Below are 14,759 nucleotides of genomic sequence, written 5' to 3' on the forward strand. Positions count from 1 at the left end.
GGCCCAGGCGAAGGCCGCCGCCGTCGAAGCCGCGCAGGCCGTGGCAAAGGCCCAGGCCGACGCGCGCGAGAAAGCCGCCGCCGAATCGAAGGCGCGCGCCGACGATGAAGCCGCGCGTGCCCGCGACCTGCAGGCCCGCCGCAAGAAGGCCGAGGACGAGGCCGCGGCCATCCGCCTGATGATGAGCGCGCCCAAGAAGGTGCTCGTCGCGAAGAAGCCCGAGGAAGCCAAGCCGGTCGCCAAGGCGCCCGAGCCCGCGAAGCCGGGCGTGAAAGGCACGCTGCACAAGCCGCCGGCGCAGGCGCGTCCGGGCGGGGCCACCGCGGCGCCCTCGGGCCCCGGTGCGGGCAAGGAAGTCAAGTCGGCCAAGCTGTCGTCCAGCTGGGCGGGCGACCCGGCCAAGAAGAAGGAAATCAAGACCCGCGGCGATGCGTCCGGTGGCGTCGGCCGCAATTCCTGGCGCGGAGGCCCGCGCGGCCGTCGCGACCACCGCGACAGCCGCGAGGATTCGCAGCAGTCCGCGCCGCAGGAAGCGCGCGTCATCGAAGTCCACGTGCCCGAGACGATCACCGTCTCCGAGCTCGCGCACAAGATGGCGATCAAGGCGTCCGAGGTCATCAAGACGCTGATGAAGATGGGCCAGATGGTCACCATCAACCAGGCGCTCGACCAGGACACGGCGATGATCATCGTCGAGGAAATGGGCCACAAGGCCGTGACCGCGGCGCTCGACGATCCCGAGGCGTTCACCGAGGAAGAAGTGCAGGGCCAGGCCGCCGAGTCGCTGCCCCGCGCGCCGGTCGTCACCGTCATGGGCCACGTCGACCACGGCAAGACCTCGCTGCTCGACTACATCCGCCGCGCCAAGGTGGCGGCGGGCGAAGCGGGCGGCATCACGCAGCACATCGGCGCCTACCACGTCGAAACGCCGCGCGGCGTCATCTCGTTCCTCGACACCCCCGGCCACGAGGCGTTCACCGCCATGCGTGCGCGCGGCGCCCAGGCCACGGACATCGTGATCCTGGTGGTCGCGGCGGACGACGGCGTCATGCCTCAGACCAAGGAAGCCATCAAGCACGCAAAGGCGGCGGGCGTCCCGATCGTGGTCGCGATCAACAAGATCGACAAGCCCGATGCCAACACCGACCGCGTGAAGCAGGAACTGGTGGCCGAGCAGGTGGTGCCGGAAGAGTACGGCGGCGAGTCGCCCTTCGTGGCCGTGTCCGCCAAAACCGGCCAGGGCATCGACGACCTGCTCGAGCAGGTGCTGCTGCAGGCCGAAGTGCTCGAACTGAAGGCGCCCATCGCCGCGATGGCCAAGGGCCTCGTGATCGAGGCGCAGCTCGACAAGGGCCGCGGCCCGGTCGCGACCGTGCTGATCCAGTCCGGCACGCTGAAGGTGGGCGACGTCGTGCTGGCCGGCCAGACCTTCGGCCGCGTGCGCGCGATGCTCGACGAGGACGGCAAGTCGATCAAGGAAGCGGGTCCGTCCATTCCGGTGGAAATCCAGGGCCTGACCGAGGTGCCGCAGGCGGGCGACGAGTTCATGGTGATGTCCGACGAGCGCCGTGCGCGCGAGATCGCGACCTACCGCGCCGGCAAGTTCCGCAACACGAAGCTCGCGAAGCAGCAGGCCGCCAAGCTCGAGAACATGTTCGAGAACATGACGGCGGGCGAGGTGAAGCTGGTGCCGATCATCGTCAAGGCGGACGTGCAGGGCTCGCAGGAAGCGCTGGCGCAGTCGCTGCTGAAGCTCTCCACCGACGAGGTGAAGGTGCAGATGGTGTATGCGGCCGTGGGCGGCATCAGCGAATCGGACGTGAACCTGGCCATCGCCTCCAAGGCGGTGATCATCGGCTTCAACGTGCGGGCCGACTCCGGCGCGCGCAAGCTGGCCGAGCACAACGCGATCGACATCCGCTACTACAACATCATCTACGACGCGGTCGACGAGCTGAAGGCCGCGATGTCCGGGATGCTTGCGCCCGAGAAGCGCGAGGAAGTCATCGGCGCCGCCGAGATCCGCACGGTGTTCGTGGCCTCCAAGATCGGCACGGTCGCGGGTTGCATGGTCACCAGCGGCACGGTCACGCGCAACGCGCACTTCCGCCTGCTGCGCGACAACGTCGTGATCTACACGGGCGAGCTCGAGTCCCTCAAGCGCCTGAAGGACGACGTGCGCGAAGTCAAGGAAGGCTTCGAGTGCGGCATCAAGCTGAAGAACTACAACGACATCAAGGAAGGCGACCAGCTCGAATTCTTCGAGGTCAAGGAAGTCGCGCGCACGCTGTAAGCACGCGAGAACGCAGAACATGCCCGCCCGCAAATCCGCCAAGCCGAACCGAGCCTTCCAGATCGCGGACCAGATCCAGCGCGATCTGGCGGAGCTCATTCGCGAGGTGAAGGACCCGCGGCTGGGCATGGTCACGATCAGCGCCGTGGAGGTCTCGGCCGACTACGCGCATGCCAAGGTGTTTTTCAGCGTGCTCATCGGCGATCCCGACGCCTGCCAGGAGGCGCTGAACCACGCGGCGGGCTTCCTGCGCAATGGTCTCTTCAAGCGCCTGCACATCCACACGGTGCCGACGCTCCATTTCCAGTTCGACCGCACCACCGAGCGCGCGGCCGACATGAACGCGCTGATCGCCAAGGCGGTCTCCTCCCGTTCCAAGGAGGAGTAGCCTTGAACGCGCCACGCACCAGGGTGCAGCGGCGCCCTGTGCATGGGGTGTTGCTGCTCGACAAGCCGCTGGGACTTTCCAGCAACGACGCGCTGCAGAAGGCCAAGTGGCTGCTCCGGGCGGAAAAGGCCGGGCATACCGGCACGCTCGATCCGATGGCCACCGGCGTGCTGCCGCTGTGCTTCGGCGCGGCGACCAAATTCAGCCAGTTGCACCTCGACGCGGACAAGACGTACGAAGCCGTGGCGCGGCTGGGCGTAAAAACATCGACCGGGGACGCCGAAGGTGAAGCGATCGCGACGCGCGACGTCCCTTCCTCGATCGACCTCGACGTGCTGAAGTCGCGCTTCACCGGCGCGCAGCGCCAGGTGCCGCCGATGTACAGCGCGCTGAAGAAGGACGGGAAGGCGCTCTACGAATACGCCCGTGCCGGCGTCGAAGTGGACCGCGAGGCGCGCGACATCGTCGTGCACTCGCTCGAACTCGAACTCACGGCCCCCGACACGCTGCGCTTCACCGCGAAGGTGAGCAAGGGCACGTACATCCGCACGCTGGGCGAAGACATCGGCGAGGCCATCGGCTGCGGGGCGCATCTCACGTCGCTGCGGCGCATCCAGACCGGCCCCTTCGGCATCGCGCAGTGCGTAACGCTGGAGGCGCTGTCGGCCATGGCCGAGGAGGAGCGCCTTGCGAAGCTCCTCGCGGTCGATGCGCTGCTGCCCGGTCACGCCCGTGTCATGTTGAACGAAGACGATGCGGGCCGCTTCCTTTCCGGCCTGCGCAGGCGCGGCAACTGGGGCGACATGCCCGCCGTCGCCGTCTTCGCGAACGACCGCCAGCTTCTCGGCACGGCCCACGTCAAGGCCGGCGAACTGATCCCGGGGCGCCTGCTGGCCCCTACAGAAATCCAGCAGATCCTGGAAACCACATCATGAGCAACCAACAGATCCGAAACATCGCCATCATCGCGCACGTCGACCATGGCAAGACCACCCTCGTCGACATGCTGCTGCGGCAGAGCGGCACCTTCCGCGAGAACGAGAAGATCGCCGAACGCGTGATGGACAGCAACGACCTCGAAAAGGAACGCGGCATCACCATCCTCGCGAAGAACTGCGCGGTGAGCTGGAAGGGCACGCACATCAACATCGTCGACACCCCCGGACACGCCGACTTCGGCGGCGAGGTGGAGCGCGCGCTGTCGATGGTCGACGGCGTGGTGCTGCTGATCGACGCGGTCGAAGGCCCGATGCCCCAGACGCGCTTCGTGACGAAGAAGGCGCTCGCGCTCGGCCTCAAGCCCATCGTGGTCGTCAACAAGGTCGACCGTCCCGGCTCGCGTCCCGATTACGTGATCAACGCCGCGTTCGACCTGTTCGACAAGCTCGGCGCCAACGACGACCAGCTCGACTTCCCCGTGGTCTACGCCTCGGGCCTCAACGGCTGGGCGTCGATGACCGAAGGCGCGCCCGGCGAGCAGTGGGGCGCGGACCTCGCGCCCTTGTTCGATACGGTGCTGGCCCACGTGCCCGCGCACGAAGGCGATCCCGACGCGCCGCTGCAGCTGCAGATCTCGAGCATGGACTACTCCAGCTACCTCGGCCGCATCGGCGTGGGCCGCATCAACCAGGGCACGCTCAAGAGCCCGCAGGACGTGGTGATGATGGCCGGCCCCGACGGCGTGCCGCAGAAGTGCCGCATCAACAACGTCATGACTTTCGAAGGCCTGGAGCGCCGCCAGCTCCAGCCGGGCGACGTCGCGTCGCCCGGCCATATCGTGCTGATCAGCGGCATCGAGGACATCGGCCTGGGCGTGACCATCACCGACCCGCTCGACCCGCAGCCGCTGCCGATGCTGAAGGTCGACGAGCCGACGCTCACGATGAACTTCCAGGTGAATTCGTCGCCGCTCGCCGGCCGCGAGGGCAAGTTCGTCACAAGCCGCCAGGTGCGTGACCGGCTCGACCGCGAGCTGCAGTCCAACATGGCGCTGCGCGTGAAGGACACCGACGAAGAAGGCGTGTTCGAAGTGTCGGGCCGCGGCGAACTGCACCTGACCATCCTGCTGGAGAACATGCGCCGCGAAGGCTACGAGCTGGCCGTGGGCAAGCCGCGCGTCGTGTTCAAGGAAGTCGACGGCGAGCGGCACGAGCCGATCGAGCTGCTGACGGTCGACATCGAAGAAGGCCACCAGGGCGGCGTGATGCAGGCGCTGGGCGAGCGCAAGGGCGACCTCGTGAACATGGAGCCGGACGGCCGCGGGCGCGTTCGCCTCGAGTACCGCATTCCGGCGCGCGGCCTCATTGGCTTCCAGAACGAGTTCCTGAACCTCACGCGCGGCACGGGCCTGGCCGCGAACATCTTCGACGGCTACGAGCCGTACAAGGGCGAGATCGCAAGCCGCAAGAACGGCGTGCTGATCTCGATGGACGACGGCGAGATCGTGACCTACGCGCTCGGCAAGCTCGACGACCGCGGCCGCATGTTCGTGAAGGCGGGCGACCCGGTGTACGAGGGCATGATCGTCGGCATCCACAGCCGCGACAACGACCTCGTGGTCAACGCGGTTCGCATGAAGCAGCTCACGAACTTCCGCGTGTCGGGCAAGGAAGACGCGATCAAGATCACCCCGCCTATCCAGCTGACGCTGGAGTACGCGGTGGAGTTCATCGAGGACGACGAGCTGGTGGAGATCACGCCGAAGTCGATCCGGCTGCGCAAGCGCTACCTGAAGGAACACGAGCGCAAGAAGGCGCTGCGCGAAGCGGCCTGATCGCTCTGGATCCCCGCCTTCGCGGGGATGACAGCCTGCTTTCACTCGTCATTCCCGCGAAGGCGGGAATCCACGGCTTCCGATCCATGCGTCTCACCCACACCCGCGCCGTCTTCCTCATGGTCGCCGTGACCATGATGTGGTCGATCGCGGGCGTGATCACGCGGCACCTCGAGAATGCGCGCAGCTTCGAGATCACGTTCTGGCGCAGCTTCTTCACCGTCGTCTCGCTGCTCGTGATCCTGCCGCTGTTCCAGGGCCGCGAGGTCTTCGGGAAGATCCGGCGCGGCGGCAGGGCGCTGTGGGTTTCGGGCGTCTGCTGGAGCGTGATGTTCACCGCGTTCATGGTGGCGCTCACGCTCACGAGCGTCGCGAACGTGCTGGTGACCATGGCGATCGGGCCGTTCCTCACGGCGCTCGTCGCCCGGATCTTCATCGGCCATCGCATTCCGGCGCGAACGTGGACGGCCATCGTCGTCGCCGGGCTCGGCATCGCCTACATGTACGGCGCGCAGATCGAAGGCGGCCAGCTCGCGGGGACGCTTGTCGCGCTGCTCGTGCCAATGGCCGGCGCCGTGAACTGGACCGTGACGCAGCGCTCGCATGCGCAGGGAGAGGACGTCGATCTCGTCCCCGCCGTCATGGTGGGCGCGGTCATTTCATCGCTGGCCACGCTGCCGCTCGCGCTGCCGTTCCAGGCGACGGCGCACGACATCGGCTGGCTGGCCGTCCTCGGCCTGGTTCAGCTGGCGATTCCGTGTTCGCTCGCGGTGATGTGCGCCCGCGTCCTGAAGGCGCCCGAGATTTCGCTGCTGGCGCTGCTCGAAGTGATCTTCGGCATCCTGCTCGCATGGATCGGCGCGAACGAGGCGCCGGGGCACACGGTGCTGCTGGGCGGCGCGCTGGTCATCGGCGCGCTCGTCGCCAATGAAATCGCCGGCTGGCGCGGTGCCGCGGCGCCCTAGCGGTTGCGATCCTTCATCGCCCGCTCCACCTCGCGCTTGCCTTCGCGGTCCTTGATCACGTCGCGCTTGTCGTGCGTCGCCTTGCCCTTGGCGAGCGCGATCTCGCATTTCACCTTGCCGTTCTTCCAGTGCAGGTTGATCGGCACGAGCGTGTAGCCCTTCTGCTCGACCTTGCCGATGAGCCGGCGGATCTCGTCCTTGTGCATCAGGAGTTTCTTGGTCCGCGCGGCTTCGGGCTTGATGTGCGTCGATGCGGAGAGCAGGGGATTGATCTGGCAGCCGATCACGAAGAGTTCGCCGTTCTTGATGACGACGTAGCCGTCGGTGAGCTGGACCTTGCCCTCCCGCAGTGCCTTGACCTCCCAGCCTTCCAGCACGATGCCGGCCTCGAACCGCTCCTCGAAGAAGTAGTTGTAGGCGGCTTTCTTGTTGTCGGCGATGCGCGCCGGTGTTTCTTTTTTCGTGGCCATTCGACAGGAAGATGGGGACTGCGCCCGGTCTCTACAATCCCCGCGCTGCAAGCCGAATTGTCGCCGATGAAAAATGTCCACAAGTCCGTGCTCATCTGGTACAGCGCCGAAGAGATGTTCGCGCTCGTCACGGACGTGGCGAAATACCCCGAATTCCTGCCATGGTGCGACCATGCGACCGTGCTCGCGCCGGAGCCGAACGGCATGAAGGCCGAGATCGGTATCGCGTTCGGCGGCATCCACCAGACCTTCACCACGCGCAATACCCACACGCCCGGACGCAAGGTCGCGATGAAACTCGTCGACGGCCCCTTTTCCCAGCTCGACGGCGACTGGTCCTTCACGCCGCTCGGCCAGCCGGGGCAACGCGCGTGCAAGGTCGACCTGCATCTGCACTACGGCTTTCGCAACGCGGCCCTGGCGGCGCTGATCGGCCCCGTGTTCGACAAGATCGCCGGCAGCCTGGTCGATGCATTCGTCAAGCGTGCCGAGCACGTCTACGGCTGAGCCGGTGGCCGCGATCCGCGTCGTCGTCTGCTGGTCGCCCGGGCCGCGCGAGGTGCGGGAAAGGGCGCTCGAACTCCCCGAAGGCGCTACGCTGCGGCAGGCCGTGAAGGCGAGCGGCCTGTTCGAAGTCGAGCCCGAGCTGCTGATGCCACAGGGGGCAGGCATCTGGGGAAGGAAAGCCGAATGGGATGCGGTGCTGCGGGAAGGCGACCGCGTGGAGGTCTACCGGCCGCTGACGGTCGATCCGAAGGTGGCGAGGCGGGAGCGCTTCCGCAAACAGGGAACGCGGGCGGCGGGGCTGTTCTCGGCGCGGCGGCCGGGCGCCAAACCGGGCTACTAGCGGATTCGCTCGCGCTTACTGAGCCGCGACGCAGTCTCGCCCGATCAAGGCGGCGAGACGCGCGACTTCCTCGGCGCGCTTCTTGTCGTCCATGTACTCGCGCTCGCCCTTGGCGTTGACGGTCGCGATGCGGAAGCCGGAGTCGAACTGCAGCTTGGCCTTGCGGTGATTTTCGCAGTTCTCGGCGCGCACCGCGGCCACCTTCGCCTCTTCGGCCTTCTTCTGTTCGGCGGCGGCGGCTTCCTGCTGCTTGCGCTTCTCGAGCAGCGCCTTGTCGGTCGTGCTCACGCGCAAGCCGCCGGAGGCGGGCTGCGCGGCCGCGGCGGCCGCGGCAGGCGCCGCAGTGGCACCCGGGACCGCGGCAGGATCCGCAGCGCCAGCCGCGCGCGCGCCCGGCTGGCGGACGATCTTGTTGGGCGGGACGTCGGCCGGCGGCGCACGGTCGCTGAACACGCGGCGGCCATCCTTGTCGATCCAGGCCCATTGGGCATGGACCAGCACGGGCACCAGCAACGCGGCTGCGAGGGCGAACGCACGGGCGACAGTCATTCCGGGAGTTTAGTGGGGCGGCTGACCATTGCCGAGAGGAAAACCCGTGATTTCCACACGGGTACAATCCTTTTTTTGGAGCTTTCGATATGCGCCTTCTCGGAAAAGCGCTCACCTTCGACGACGTGTTGCTGGTGCCGGCGTTCTCCCAGGTCCTCCCCAAGGACACATCCCTCGCGACGCGACTCTCCCGCAACATCACGCTGAACCTGCCGCTCGTGTCCGCCGCCATGGATACCGTGACGGAGGCGCGCCTGGCCATCGCCATCGCCCAGGAAGGCGGCATCGGCATCGTCCACAAGAACCTCACGCCGAAGCAGCAGGCCGCCGAAGTGTCGCGCGTGAAGCGCTACGAGTCGGGCGTGCTGCGCGACCCCGTGGTGATCACGCCGACGCATACCGTGCGGCAGGTCACCGACTTGTCGGAGCAACTGGGCATCTCGGGCTTCCCCGTCGTGGACGGCGGCAAGGTCGTGGGCATCGTCACCGGCCGCGACCTGCGGTTCGAGACGCGCTACGAGGTGCCGGTGAGCCAGATCATGACCCCGCGCGAAAAGCTCGTGACCGCGCGCGAGGGCACGAGCCTCGCCGAGGCGAAGGCACTGCTCAACAAGCACAAGCTCGAGCGCATCCTGGTGATCAACGATGGCTTCGAGCTCAAGGGCCTGATCACCGTCAAGGACATCACCAAGCAGACCAGTTTTCCCAATGCCGCGCGCGACGGCTCGGGCCGGCTGCGCGTCGGCGCCGCGGTCGGCGTGGGCGAGGGCACCGAGGAGCGCGTCGAGGCATTGGCTCGCGCCGGCGTCGACGTGATCGTCGTCGACACCGCGCACGGCCACAGCAAGGGCGTCATCGAGCGCGTGCGCTGGGTCAAGCAGAACTACCCGGACGTCGACGTGATCGGCGGCAACATCGCCACCGGCGCGGCGGCGCGCGCGCTGGTCGAAGTGGGCGCCGATGCGGTGAAGGTGGGCATCGGCCCCGGCTCCATCTGCACGACGCGCATCGTCGCCGGCGTGGGCGTGCCGCAGATCACCGCCATCGACAACGTCGCGACCGCATTGCAGGGGACGGGCGTGCCGATGATCGCGGACGGCGGCATCCGCTTCTCGGGCGACATCGCCAAGGCCATCGCGGCCGGCGCCAACAGCGTGATGATGGGCGGCATGTTCGCCGGCACCGAAGAGGCGCCCGGCGAGATCGTGCTTTACCAGGGCCGCAGCTACAAGAGCTATCGCGGCATGGGTTCCATCGGCGCCATGCAGCAGGGCAGCGCCGACCGCTACTTCCAGGAAGCCACCAGCACCAACCCCAACGCCGACAAGCTCGTGCCCGAAGGCATCGAGGGCCGCGTGCCGTACAAGGGCTCGATGGTCGCCATCGCCTACCAGCTCGCCGGCGGCGTGCGCGCGGCCATGGGCTATTGCGGCTGCGCGAGCATCGACGAGATGCGGCAGAAGGCGGAGTTCGTGGAGATCACCGCCGCCGGCATGCGAGAGAGCCACGTCCACGACGTGCAGATCACGAAGGAAGCGCCGAACTATCGGGCGGAATGAGGTTGGCGCCGTTCATGCAACACGACAAGATCCTCATTCTCGACTTCGGCTCCCAGGTCACGCAGCTCATCGCGCGGCGCGTGCGCGAGGCGCATGTGTACTCCGAGGTGCACCCCTGCGACGTGAGCGACGCCTGGATTCGCGAGTACGCGGCGGACGGCAGGCTCAAGGGAGTGATCCTTTCGGGCAGCCACGCGAGCGTCTACGAGGACACCACCGACAAGGCGCCGCAGGCCGTGTTCGAACTCGGCGTGCCCGTGCTTGGCATCTGCTACGGCATGCAGACGATGGCGCACCAGCTCGGCGGCAAGGTCGAGGGCGGGCACAAGCGCGAGTTCGGCTTCGCGGCCGTGCGCGCGCGCGGCCATACCGAGCTGCTGCGCGACATCCAGGACTTTGCCACGCCCGAGGGCCACGGCATGCTCAACGTCTGGATGTCGCACGGCGACAAGGTCGTCGAGATGCCGCCGGGCTTCAAGCTGATGGCGTCGACCGAGAGCTGCCCCATCGCCGCGATGGCGGACGAGGCGCGCAGGTTCTACGCGATCCAGTTCCACGCGGAAGTCACGCACACGGTGCAGGGCCGGGCGATCCTCGAGCGTTTCGTGCTCGGCATCTGCGGCGCGCGCGCCGACTGGGTGATGCGCGACCACATCGGCGAGGCGGTCGAAGCCATCCGCAAGCAAGTGGGAGACGAGGAAGTGATCCTCGGCCTCTCGGGTGGGGTCGACTCGTCGGTGGCCGCCGCGCTTATCCATCGTGCGATCGGCGATCAACTCACTTGCGTCTTCGTCGATCATGGCCTGCTGCGCCAGAACGAGGGCGACCTCGTGATGGAGATGTTCGTCGGCCGCCTGCACGCGAAGGTGGTGCGGGTGGACGCGGCCGATCTCTTCCTCGGCAAGCTGGCCGGCGTGACCGATCCCGAAGCCAAGCGCAAGATCATCGGCGGCCTGTTCGTCGATGTCTTCAAGGCCGAAGCCGCGAAGATCAAGCAGACGCATTCGCGCCATGTGGCGTGGCTGGCGCAGGGCACGATCTATCCGGACGTCATCGAGTCCGGCGGCGCGAAGAGCAAGAAGGCCGTGACGATCAAGAGCCACCACAACGTCGGCGGCCTCCCCGAGCAACTGGGCCTGAAGCTGCTGGAGCCGCTGCGCGACCTGTTCAAGGACGAAGTGCGCGAGCTGGGCGTGGCGCTGGGCCTGCCGCCGGAGATGGTGTATCGCCATCCGTTCCCCGGCCCAGGCCTCGGCGTTCGCATCCTCGGCGAAGTGAAGAAGGAATACGCCGACCTGTTGCGCCGTGCCGATGCGATCTTCATCGAGGAGCTGCGCAACTTCCGCGACGCGGCGACGGGTAAATCCTGGTACGACCTGACCTCGCAAGCCTTCACGGTGTTCCTGCCGGTCAAGAGCGTCGGCGTGATGGGCGACGGTCGCACCTACGACTATGTGGTCGCGCTGCGCGCCGTGCAGACCAGCGACTTCATGACGGCCGACTGGGCGGAGCTGCCCTATGCGCTGCTCAAGAAGGTGTCGGGTCGCATCATCAACGAGGTGCGCGGCATCAATCGCGTGACCTACGACGTGAGCAGCAAGCCGCCGGCGACGATCGAGTGGGAGTGAGGCGGGAATCGATCGTGCGTTCGCCCGGCGACCGCGGTCACCGGGCGAAAGCGGGCGTCACGTGAAGATGAAGTCGGTGGACCGGAGCGTGCCGGTCATGCCGGTCAGGTCGATGACCATGTCGTCGCCCTGCTTGAAACCCGAATTCGTATCGTTCACCACGAGGTAGGTGCCTGCCAGGGTGCCGCCTGCAACGGTCACGACCGTGGCCTTCACCTCGGTCGGGGTCGAGGCGGCCATGTCGCCGAGGCGAAGCGCAATCTGGTCGAAGCTCGACGCAGTCGCGATCCACTCCTCCTTCGTGACATTGATCGAGTGCTTGCCAGCGCCGCCCCAGGCGAGGGCGATCCGGTCGATGCCGCACTGGAAATCCTCGATGCGCGCCATCCCGGCCCGGACGGCGCTACCGCCGTAATCCGGCTTCGCGCCCGCATCGATTCGAGACACGTCGAGCATGCGTTCGAGGGTGCTGCCTTCGAAGCGAAACACGTCTCGTCCTGCCCCTCCCCACATTCGGTCGGTCTGCGAGGTCGCGTCCTTGGGCGCGGCCTGGATGATGTCGTCGAGCGATGTTCCCCGGATGGAGTCCGACCCGAAGCCGCCTCGGATGGTCAGGCTCGTCGCGCCGGATTCGTACCACGAGTCGTTCAAGACACGGAGCTTGCCGCCGAACGTGCTCGCGTCGATCACATCCACGCCGTGCGGCGATCCTATCCGCACTTCGCTGGCGGATCCGCGGATATTCAATGTTTCCGGGTTCCGCGATTCGGTGAGGTGCAGTCTGTGGACCAAGACAACGTCCGCGACTCCCGTGACGAGATCGACGATTTCGTATCCGGGCAGTGCGACATTGACCGTGTGGGACGAGTTGATCGTCACTCGATCGGCGTTTCCGGCCACGGCCGTGGCCCCGCTTTCAATGGATAGCCGGCCGTCGAAGTTGTCGGTGGCGATGGTGTCCAGCTTCGAATTGAGGTTCCTGAGCGTGAAGTCGGCGGCGAAACTGTGTTCGGGCCCGCCGACGAGCTTCAGGTGCTTGAGGCCGCAACTGGCGCTCGCGGCCATGTCCAGGGTTGTGGCTGCGGACATGTCGCCGATCGACAGCTCCAGCGTCTCGATGCTCACGAGCGTCGGCTTGATGGTCACTAGCGTCGGCTGGGCCGAGTACTTGCCCGTGATGCTCCACTTGAGCGTGTCCCACCCGCTGCCGCCATTGAGATAGTCGCCGGTGCCGAGCGCTCCGTTGATCGCGACGAACGTGTCGGTGATCGGCCCCAGTGACGTATCGAAATTGATGGTGTCGCGGCCGGCGGTGAGGGTCTTCGACCGGGTGATGGAGGTGGCGGTGCCTATGCCCATGAGTGTGCTCGGGTGGTGGATGGAGATCGGATTCTTATCGGCCTGTCACGGCGCGGGTAGCGACCTACGGCTTTCGGCGCCTCTTTTCAGACTTCGTGCGGATCTGATCGCAGACCTGTGGATGCCGCAAGAATGCCTTGTGTATAGAGGCAAGTCGCCGGCACCGAGGGCTCAATAGGAACATCACCTGTTCCAGGAGTCCGGACGTGCTTTCCCCCCTTTCGGCGACGCCGCCGCACCCAGTCGGGCTGGATGAAGGCTCCCCGCCGCCGATGGCAGTCGCCAAGTTCGATGCGCCCGACAACTCTGAACGTGCCGAACAAATCGGGCCCGAAGGTCCGCTGGATCCCGGGCTCGCGGCCGCCGCCTTGCGATCGGACAATCCGGGCCTGGGGGCGCTGGGGGTCATGAGTTCGCGGGCACGCTGAGGGTGCTGGGTCTTTCGAGCTGGACGGACCATCGCCTACCCAGCGGCGCCTTCGACTTCCTCCGCGGGTTCTCCGAACTGACCCATCTTGACCTTTGGAATCAGCGCATCGATCAAGGCGTCATGGATGCCATCCCCGCGGAGCGGCTGCGCTTTCTCAACATCGAGTATCTGGATTTCGAACCGCACGAATCCGATGGGGTTGCGCTGGCGGCTGCGGCGACCGGTTCGCATCCGTTCGCCATGGAAATCCGCCGCGAATTCCCGCGTCTGACGCAGCTGTGCATGTCCGGATCGGACCTTGCCGCGGAAGGAAGGCTGTGTCCGCGCCTACGCGAGCTGACGCTTTCCTATTCCAGGATCGAGTCGCTCGATGACCTTCCCGAATCCGTCGAGCGCCTTCATGTCCGCAATTGCGACAAGCTGACCGACGAAGCAATCCTTGCAGTGGTAAACCGCAAGCCGAACCTGAGACGGATCGAAGTGAGTGGCGATTCCGTTCGTGCCATTGTCGCCCCCCCGGGACCTCAGGCCCGACATCGAGATCAAGTCCAGCATTGCCTGCTATTCGTAGGGCCCGGAGGACCGCGCCTGGCACGTGGTTTGCGATGCGCAGGCCCGGCCAATCGAAGTCGCCGTGAAATCTCAGTTGTGCGCCAGCGCCTTGCAACTGGTCCAGCACGTCTTGAACATCACCGAGTCGGACATCGCCGATGCGGTGACGTGAGCGCAGCGAGGCTGAGCCGCGCCGGGCAGCACTCGACACCAACGTCGTTTTCTCCGCGCTGCGCTTTCCCGGCGGTGCGGTTTCGCGCCTCCGATGGCATTGGCAGCGAGAGCACATCCTGCCCCTGGCTTCGGCAGCCACGACCCGCGACCTCTTGCGCGTCCTCGCCTATGCAAAGTTCGAGCTGACGCCCGAAGTACAGCACGAACTGCTTGCCGAGTACCTGCCTTACGCGCAGACGGTCGCCGAAGGCATGTCCCGCCGGGCGTGCTCGACGCTTCCTGTGTGCCGCGATGCATCCGACTCGATGTTCCCGGAACTCGCGCTCACCGGGAAAGCCGAGATCCTGGTGACCGGGGATCGGGACTTGCTCGCCCTTGCACCGGCTTCGCGAAAGCTCCCGTTCGACATCCTCACGCCTCAGGAAGCGCTGCAGCGCCTCGGGCATTGATATCGCGGCACCGCAAGTAAACGATGTCGGCTGCCGGCTTCTCAGGAAAGCCGAAGATCGTCGAACAACGACGACGCCACCGCTTCTTCGGCGATGGCGCGCCCCAGTTGGGCCGCCTCGAGACTTCCGTGTCGAGATGCGCGAGCGAAGAAGCTGCCGGGCGTCGGCAACGAGATCCGACACACACGCTACAGTCGGCTGCCTATTCCACTGATCGCGGGCACCCATTCCACGCGATGGCGGGCAGCGTTCCATCGTGATCGCGGGCAACGTTCCGCCGTGATGGTGGGCAGTCGCGCGTGGCCCGGAGTGACGGTGGAATC

14 protein-coding genes and 1 pseudogene are annotated in these 14,759 nt (G+C 66.4%); 11 read left to right on the plus strand and 4 right to left on the minus strand.

Annotation, left to right across the window (positions count from 1 at the left end; all coding sequences use genetic code 11):
• The 5 genes from infB to AB7E83_RS27090 form a co-directional block, all read left to right on the plus strand.
• Positions 1–2,293 (plus strand): translation initiation factor IF-2 (infB, locus tag AB7E83_RS27070; protein ID WP_428574443.1); only part of this gene is annotated, 2,293 nt, incomplete at its 5' end.
• A gap of 19 nt (positions 2,294–2,312) precedes the next feature.
• Positions 2,313–2,681, plus strand: coding sequence for a 30S ribosome-binding factor RbfA (gene rbfA / locus AB7E83_RS27075; protein ID WP_428574445.1), 369 nt, complete (start codon positions 2,313–2,315; stop codon positions 2,679–2,681).
• 2 nt (positions 2,682–2,683) lie between these two features.
• Positions 2,684–3,616, plus strand: a complete 933-nt coding sequence (truB, locus tag AB7E83_RS27080; protein WP_428574447.1) for a tRNA pseudouridine(55) synthase TruB — start codon at positions 2,684–2,686, stop codon at positions 3,614–3,616.
• Positions 3,613–5,454, plus strand: coding sequence for a translational GTPase TypA (gene typA / locus AB7E83_RS27085; protein ID WP_428574449.1), 1,842 nt, complete (start codon positions 3,613–3,615; stop codon positions 5,452–5,454). Before truB ends, typA begins: the two co-directional genes overlap by 4 nt.
• A gap of 86 nt (positions 5,455–5,540) precedes the next feature.
• Entirely contained in the window at positions 5,541–6,419 is an 879-nt protein-coding gene (locus AB7E83_RS27090; RefSeq protein WP_428574451.1) for a DMT family transporter, read from the plus strand.
• Here AB7E83_RS27090 and smpB read toward each other — a convergent pair.
• A complete protein-coding gene (gene smpB, locus AB7E83_RS27095) occupies positions 6,416–6,889 on the minus strand; it encodes an SsrA-binding protein SmpB (protein WP_428574453.1) in 474 nt (157 codons plus the stop codon). The genes AB7E83_RS27090 and smpB overlap by 4 nt on opposite strands.
• A gap of 66 nt (positions 6,890–6,955) precedes the next feature.
• On the opposite strand from smpB, the gene AB7E83_RS27100 reads away from it, so the two are divergent.
• On the plus strand, positions 6,956–7,396 hold the full coding sequence (locus AB7E83_RS27100; protein WP_428574455.1) for a type II toxin-antitoxin system RatA family toxin: 441 nt from the start codon (positions 6,956–6,958) through the stop codon (positions 7,394–7,396).
• Entirely contained in the window at positions 7,359–7,736 is a 378-nt protein-coding gene (locus AB7E83_RS27105; RefSeq protein WP_428574457.1) for an RnfH family protein, read from the plus strand. Before AB7E83_RS27100 ends, AB7E83_RS27105 begins: the two co-directional genes overlap by 38 nt.
• A gap of 15 nt (positions 7,737–7,751) precedes the next feature.
• Here AB7E83_RS27105 and AB7E83_RS27110 read toward each other — a convergent pair whose 3' ends face one another.
• On the minus strand, positions 7,752–8,285 hold the full coding sequence (locus tag AB7E83_RS27110; protein ID WP_428574459.1) for a DUF4124 domain-containing protein: 534 nt from the start codon (positions 8,283–8,285) through the stop codon (positions 7,752–7,754).
• An 89-nt stretch (positions 8,286–8,374) separates the two neighbouring features.
• On the opposite strand from AB7E83_RS27110, the gene guaB reads away from it, so the two are divergent.
• Together guaB and guaA are read left to right on the plus strand one after the other, a co-directional pair.
• Positions 8,375–9,844, plus strand: a complete 1,470-nt coding sequence (gene guaB, locus AB7E83_RS27115) for an IMP dehydrogenase (RefSeq protein WP_428574461.1) — start codon at positions 8,375–8,377, stop codon at positions 9,842–9,844.
• Positions 9,845–9,858: 14 nt separating this feature from the next.
• The gene (gene guaA, locus AB7E83_RS27120) at positions 9,859–11,472 is read left to right on the plus strand and encodes a glutamine-hydrolyzing GMP synthase (protein ID WP_428574463.1); all 1,614 of its coding nucleotides are present in this window, start codon (positions 9,859–9,861) and stop codon (positions 11,470–11,472) included.
• A 57-nt stretch (positions 11,473–11,529) separates the two neighbouring features.
• Here guaA and AB7E83_RS27125 read toward each other — a convergent pair whose 3' ends face one another.
• The gene (locus tag AB7E83_RS27125) at positions 11,530–12,831 is read right to left on the minus strand and encodes a bluetail domain-containing putative surface protein (protein ID WP_428574465.1); all 1,302 of its coding nucleotides are present in this window, start codon (positions 12,829–12,831) and stop codon (positions 11,530–11,532) included.
• Positions 12,832–13,103: 272 nt separating this feature from the next.
• On the opposite strand from AB7E83_RS27125, the gene AB7E83_RS27130 reads away from it, so the two are divergent.
• Positions 13,104–13,259 carry a hypothetical protein gene (locus tag AB7E83_RS27130; RefSeq protein WP_428574467.1) on the plus strand — a complete coding sequence of 52 codons (156 nt, stop codon included), beginning with the start codon at positions 13,104–13,106 and terminating at the stop codon, positions 13,257–13,259.
• A gap of 156 nt (positions 13,260–13,415) precedes the next feature.
• Here the strand turns inward: AB7E83_RS27130 and AB7E83_RS27135 are convergent, their stop codons facing one another.
• Positions 13,416–13,928, minus strand: a complete 513-nt coding sequence (locus AB7E83_RS27135; protein ID WP_428574469.1) for a DUF2399 domain-containing protein — start codon at positions 13,926–13,928, stop codon at positions 13,416–13,418.
• Between the two features lie 94 nt (positions 13,929–14,022).
• Here AB7E83_RS27135 and AB7E83_RS27140 point away from each other — a divergent pair.
• A pseudogene (locus AB7E83_RS27140) lies at positions 14,023–14,436 on the plus strand (putative toxin-antitoxin system toxin component, PIN family); the annotation flags it as partial.
• Positions 14,437–14,759: the final 323 nt, after the last annotated feature.

Origin of the sequence: Ramlibacter sp. (assembly GCF_050250995.1) — a bacterium.
In the GTDB taxonomy this organism is placed as follows: Bacteria; Pseudomonadota; Gammaproteobacteria; order Burkholderiales; family Burkholderiaceae_C; genus Ramlibacter.

Coding starts and splice junctions, on each gene's coding strand:
- rbfA (WP_428574445.1), top strand. CDS start 2,313: ATGCCCGCCCGCAAATCCGCCAAGCCGAACCGAGCCTTCCAGATCGCG.
- typA (WP_428574449.1), top strand. CDS start 3,613: ATGAGCAACCAACAGATCCGAAACATCGCCATCATCGCGCACGTCGAC.
- AB7E83_RS27090 (WP_428574451.1), top strand. CDS start 5,541: ATGCGTCTCACCCACACCCGCGCCGTCTTCCTCATGGTCGCCGTGACC.
- smpB (WP_428574453.1), bottom strand. CDS start 6,889: ATGGCCACGAAAAAAGAAACACCGGCGCGCATCGCCGACAACAAGAAA.
- AB7E83_RS27100 (WP_428574455.1), top strand. CDS start 6,956: ATGAAAAATGTCCACAAGTCCGTGCTCATCTGGTACAGCGCCGAAGAG.
- AB7E83_RS27105 (WP_428574457.1), top strand. CDS start 7,359: ATGCATTCGTCAAGCGTGCCGAGCACGTCTACGGCTGAGCCGGTGGCC.
- AB7E83_RS27110 (WP_428574459.1), bottom strand. CDS start 8,285: ATGACTGTCGCCCGTGCGTTCGCCCTCGCAGCCGCGTTGCTGGTGCCC.
- guaB (WP_428574461.1), top strand. CDS start 8,375: ATGCGCCTTCTCGGAAAAGCGCTCACCTTCGACGACGTGTTGCTGGTG.
- guaA (WP_428574463.1), top strand. CDS start 9,859: ATGCAACACGACAAGATCCTCATTCTCGACTTCGGCTCCCAGGTCACG.
- AB7E83_RS27125 (WP_428574465.1), bottom strand. CDS start 12,831: ATGGGCATAGGCACCGCCACCTCCATCACCCGGTCGAAGACCCTCACC.
- AB7E83_RS27130 (WP_428574467.1), top strand. CDS start 13,104: ATGGCAGTCGCCAAGTTCGATGCGCCCGACAACTCTGAACGTGCCGAA.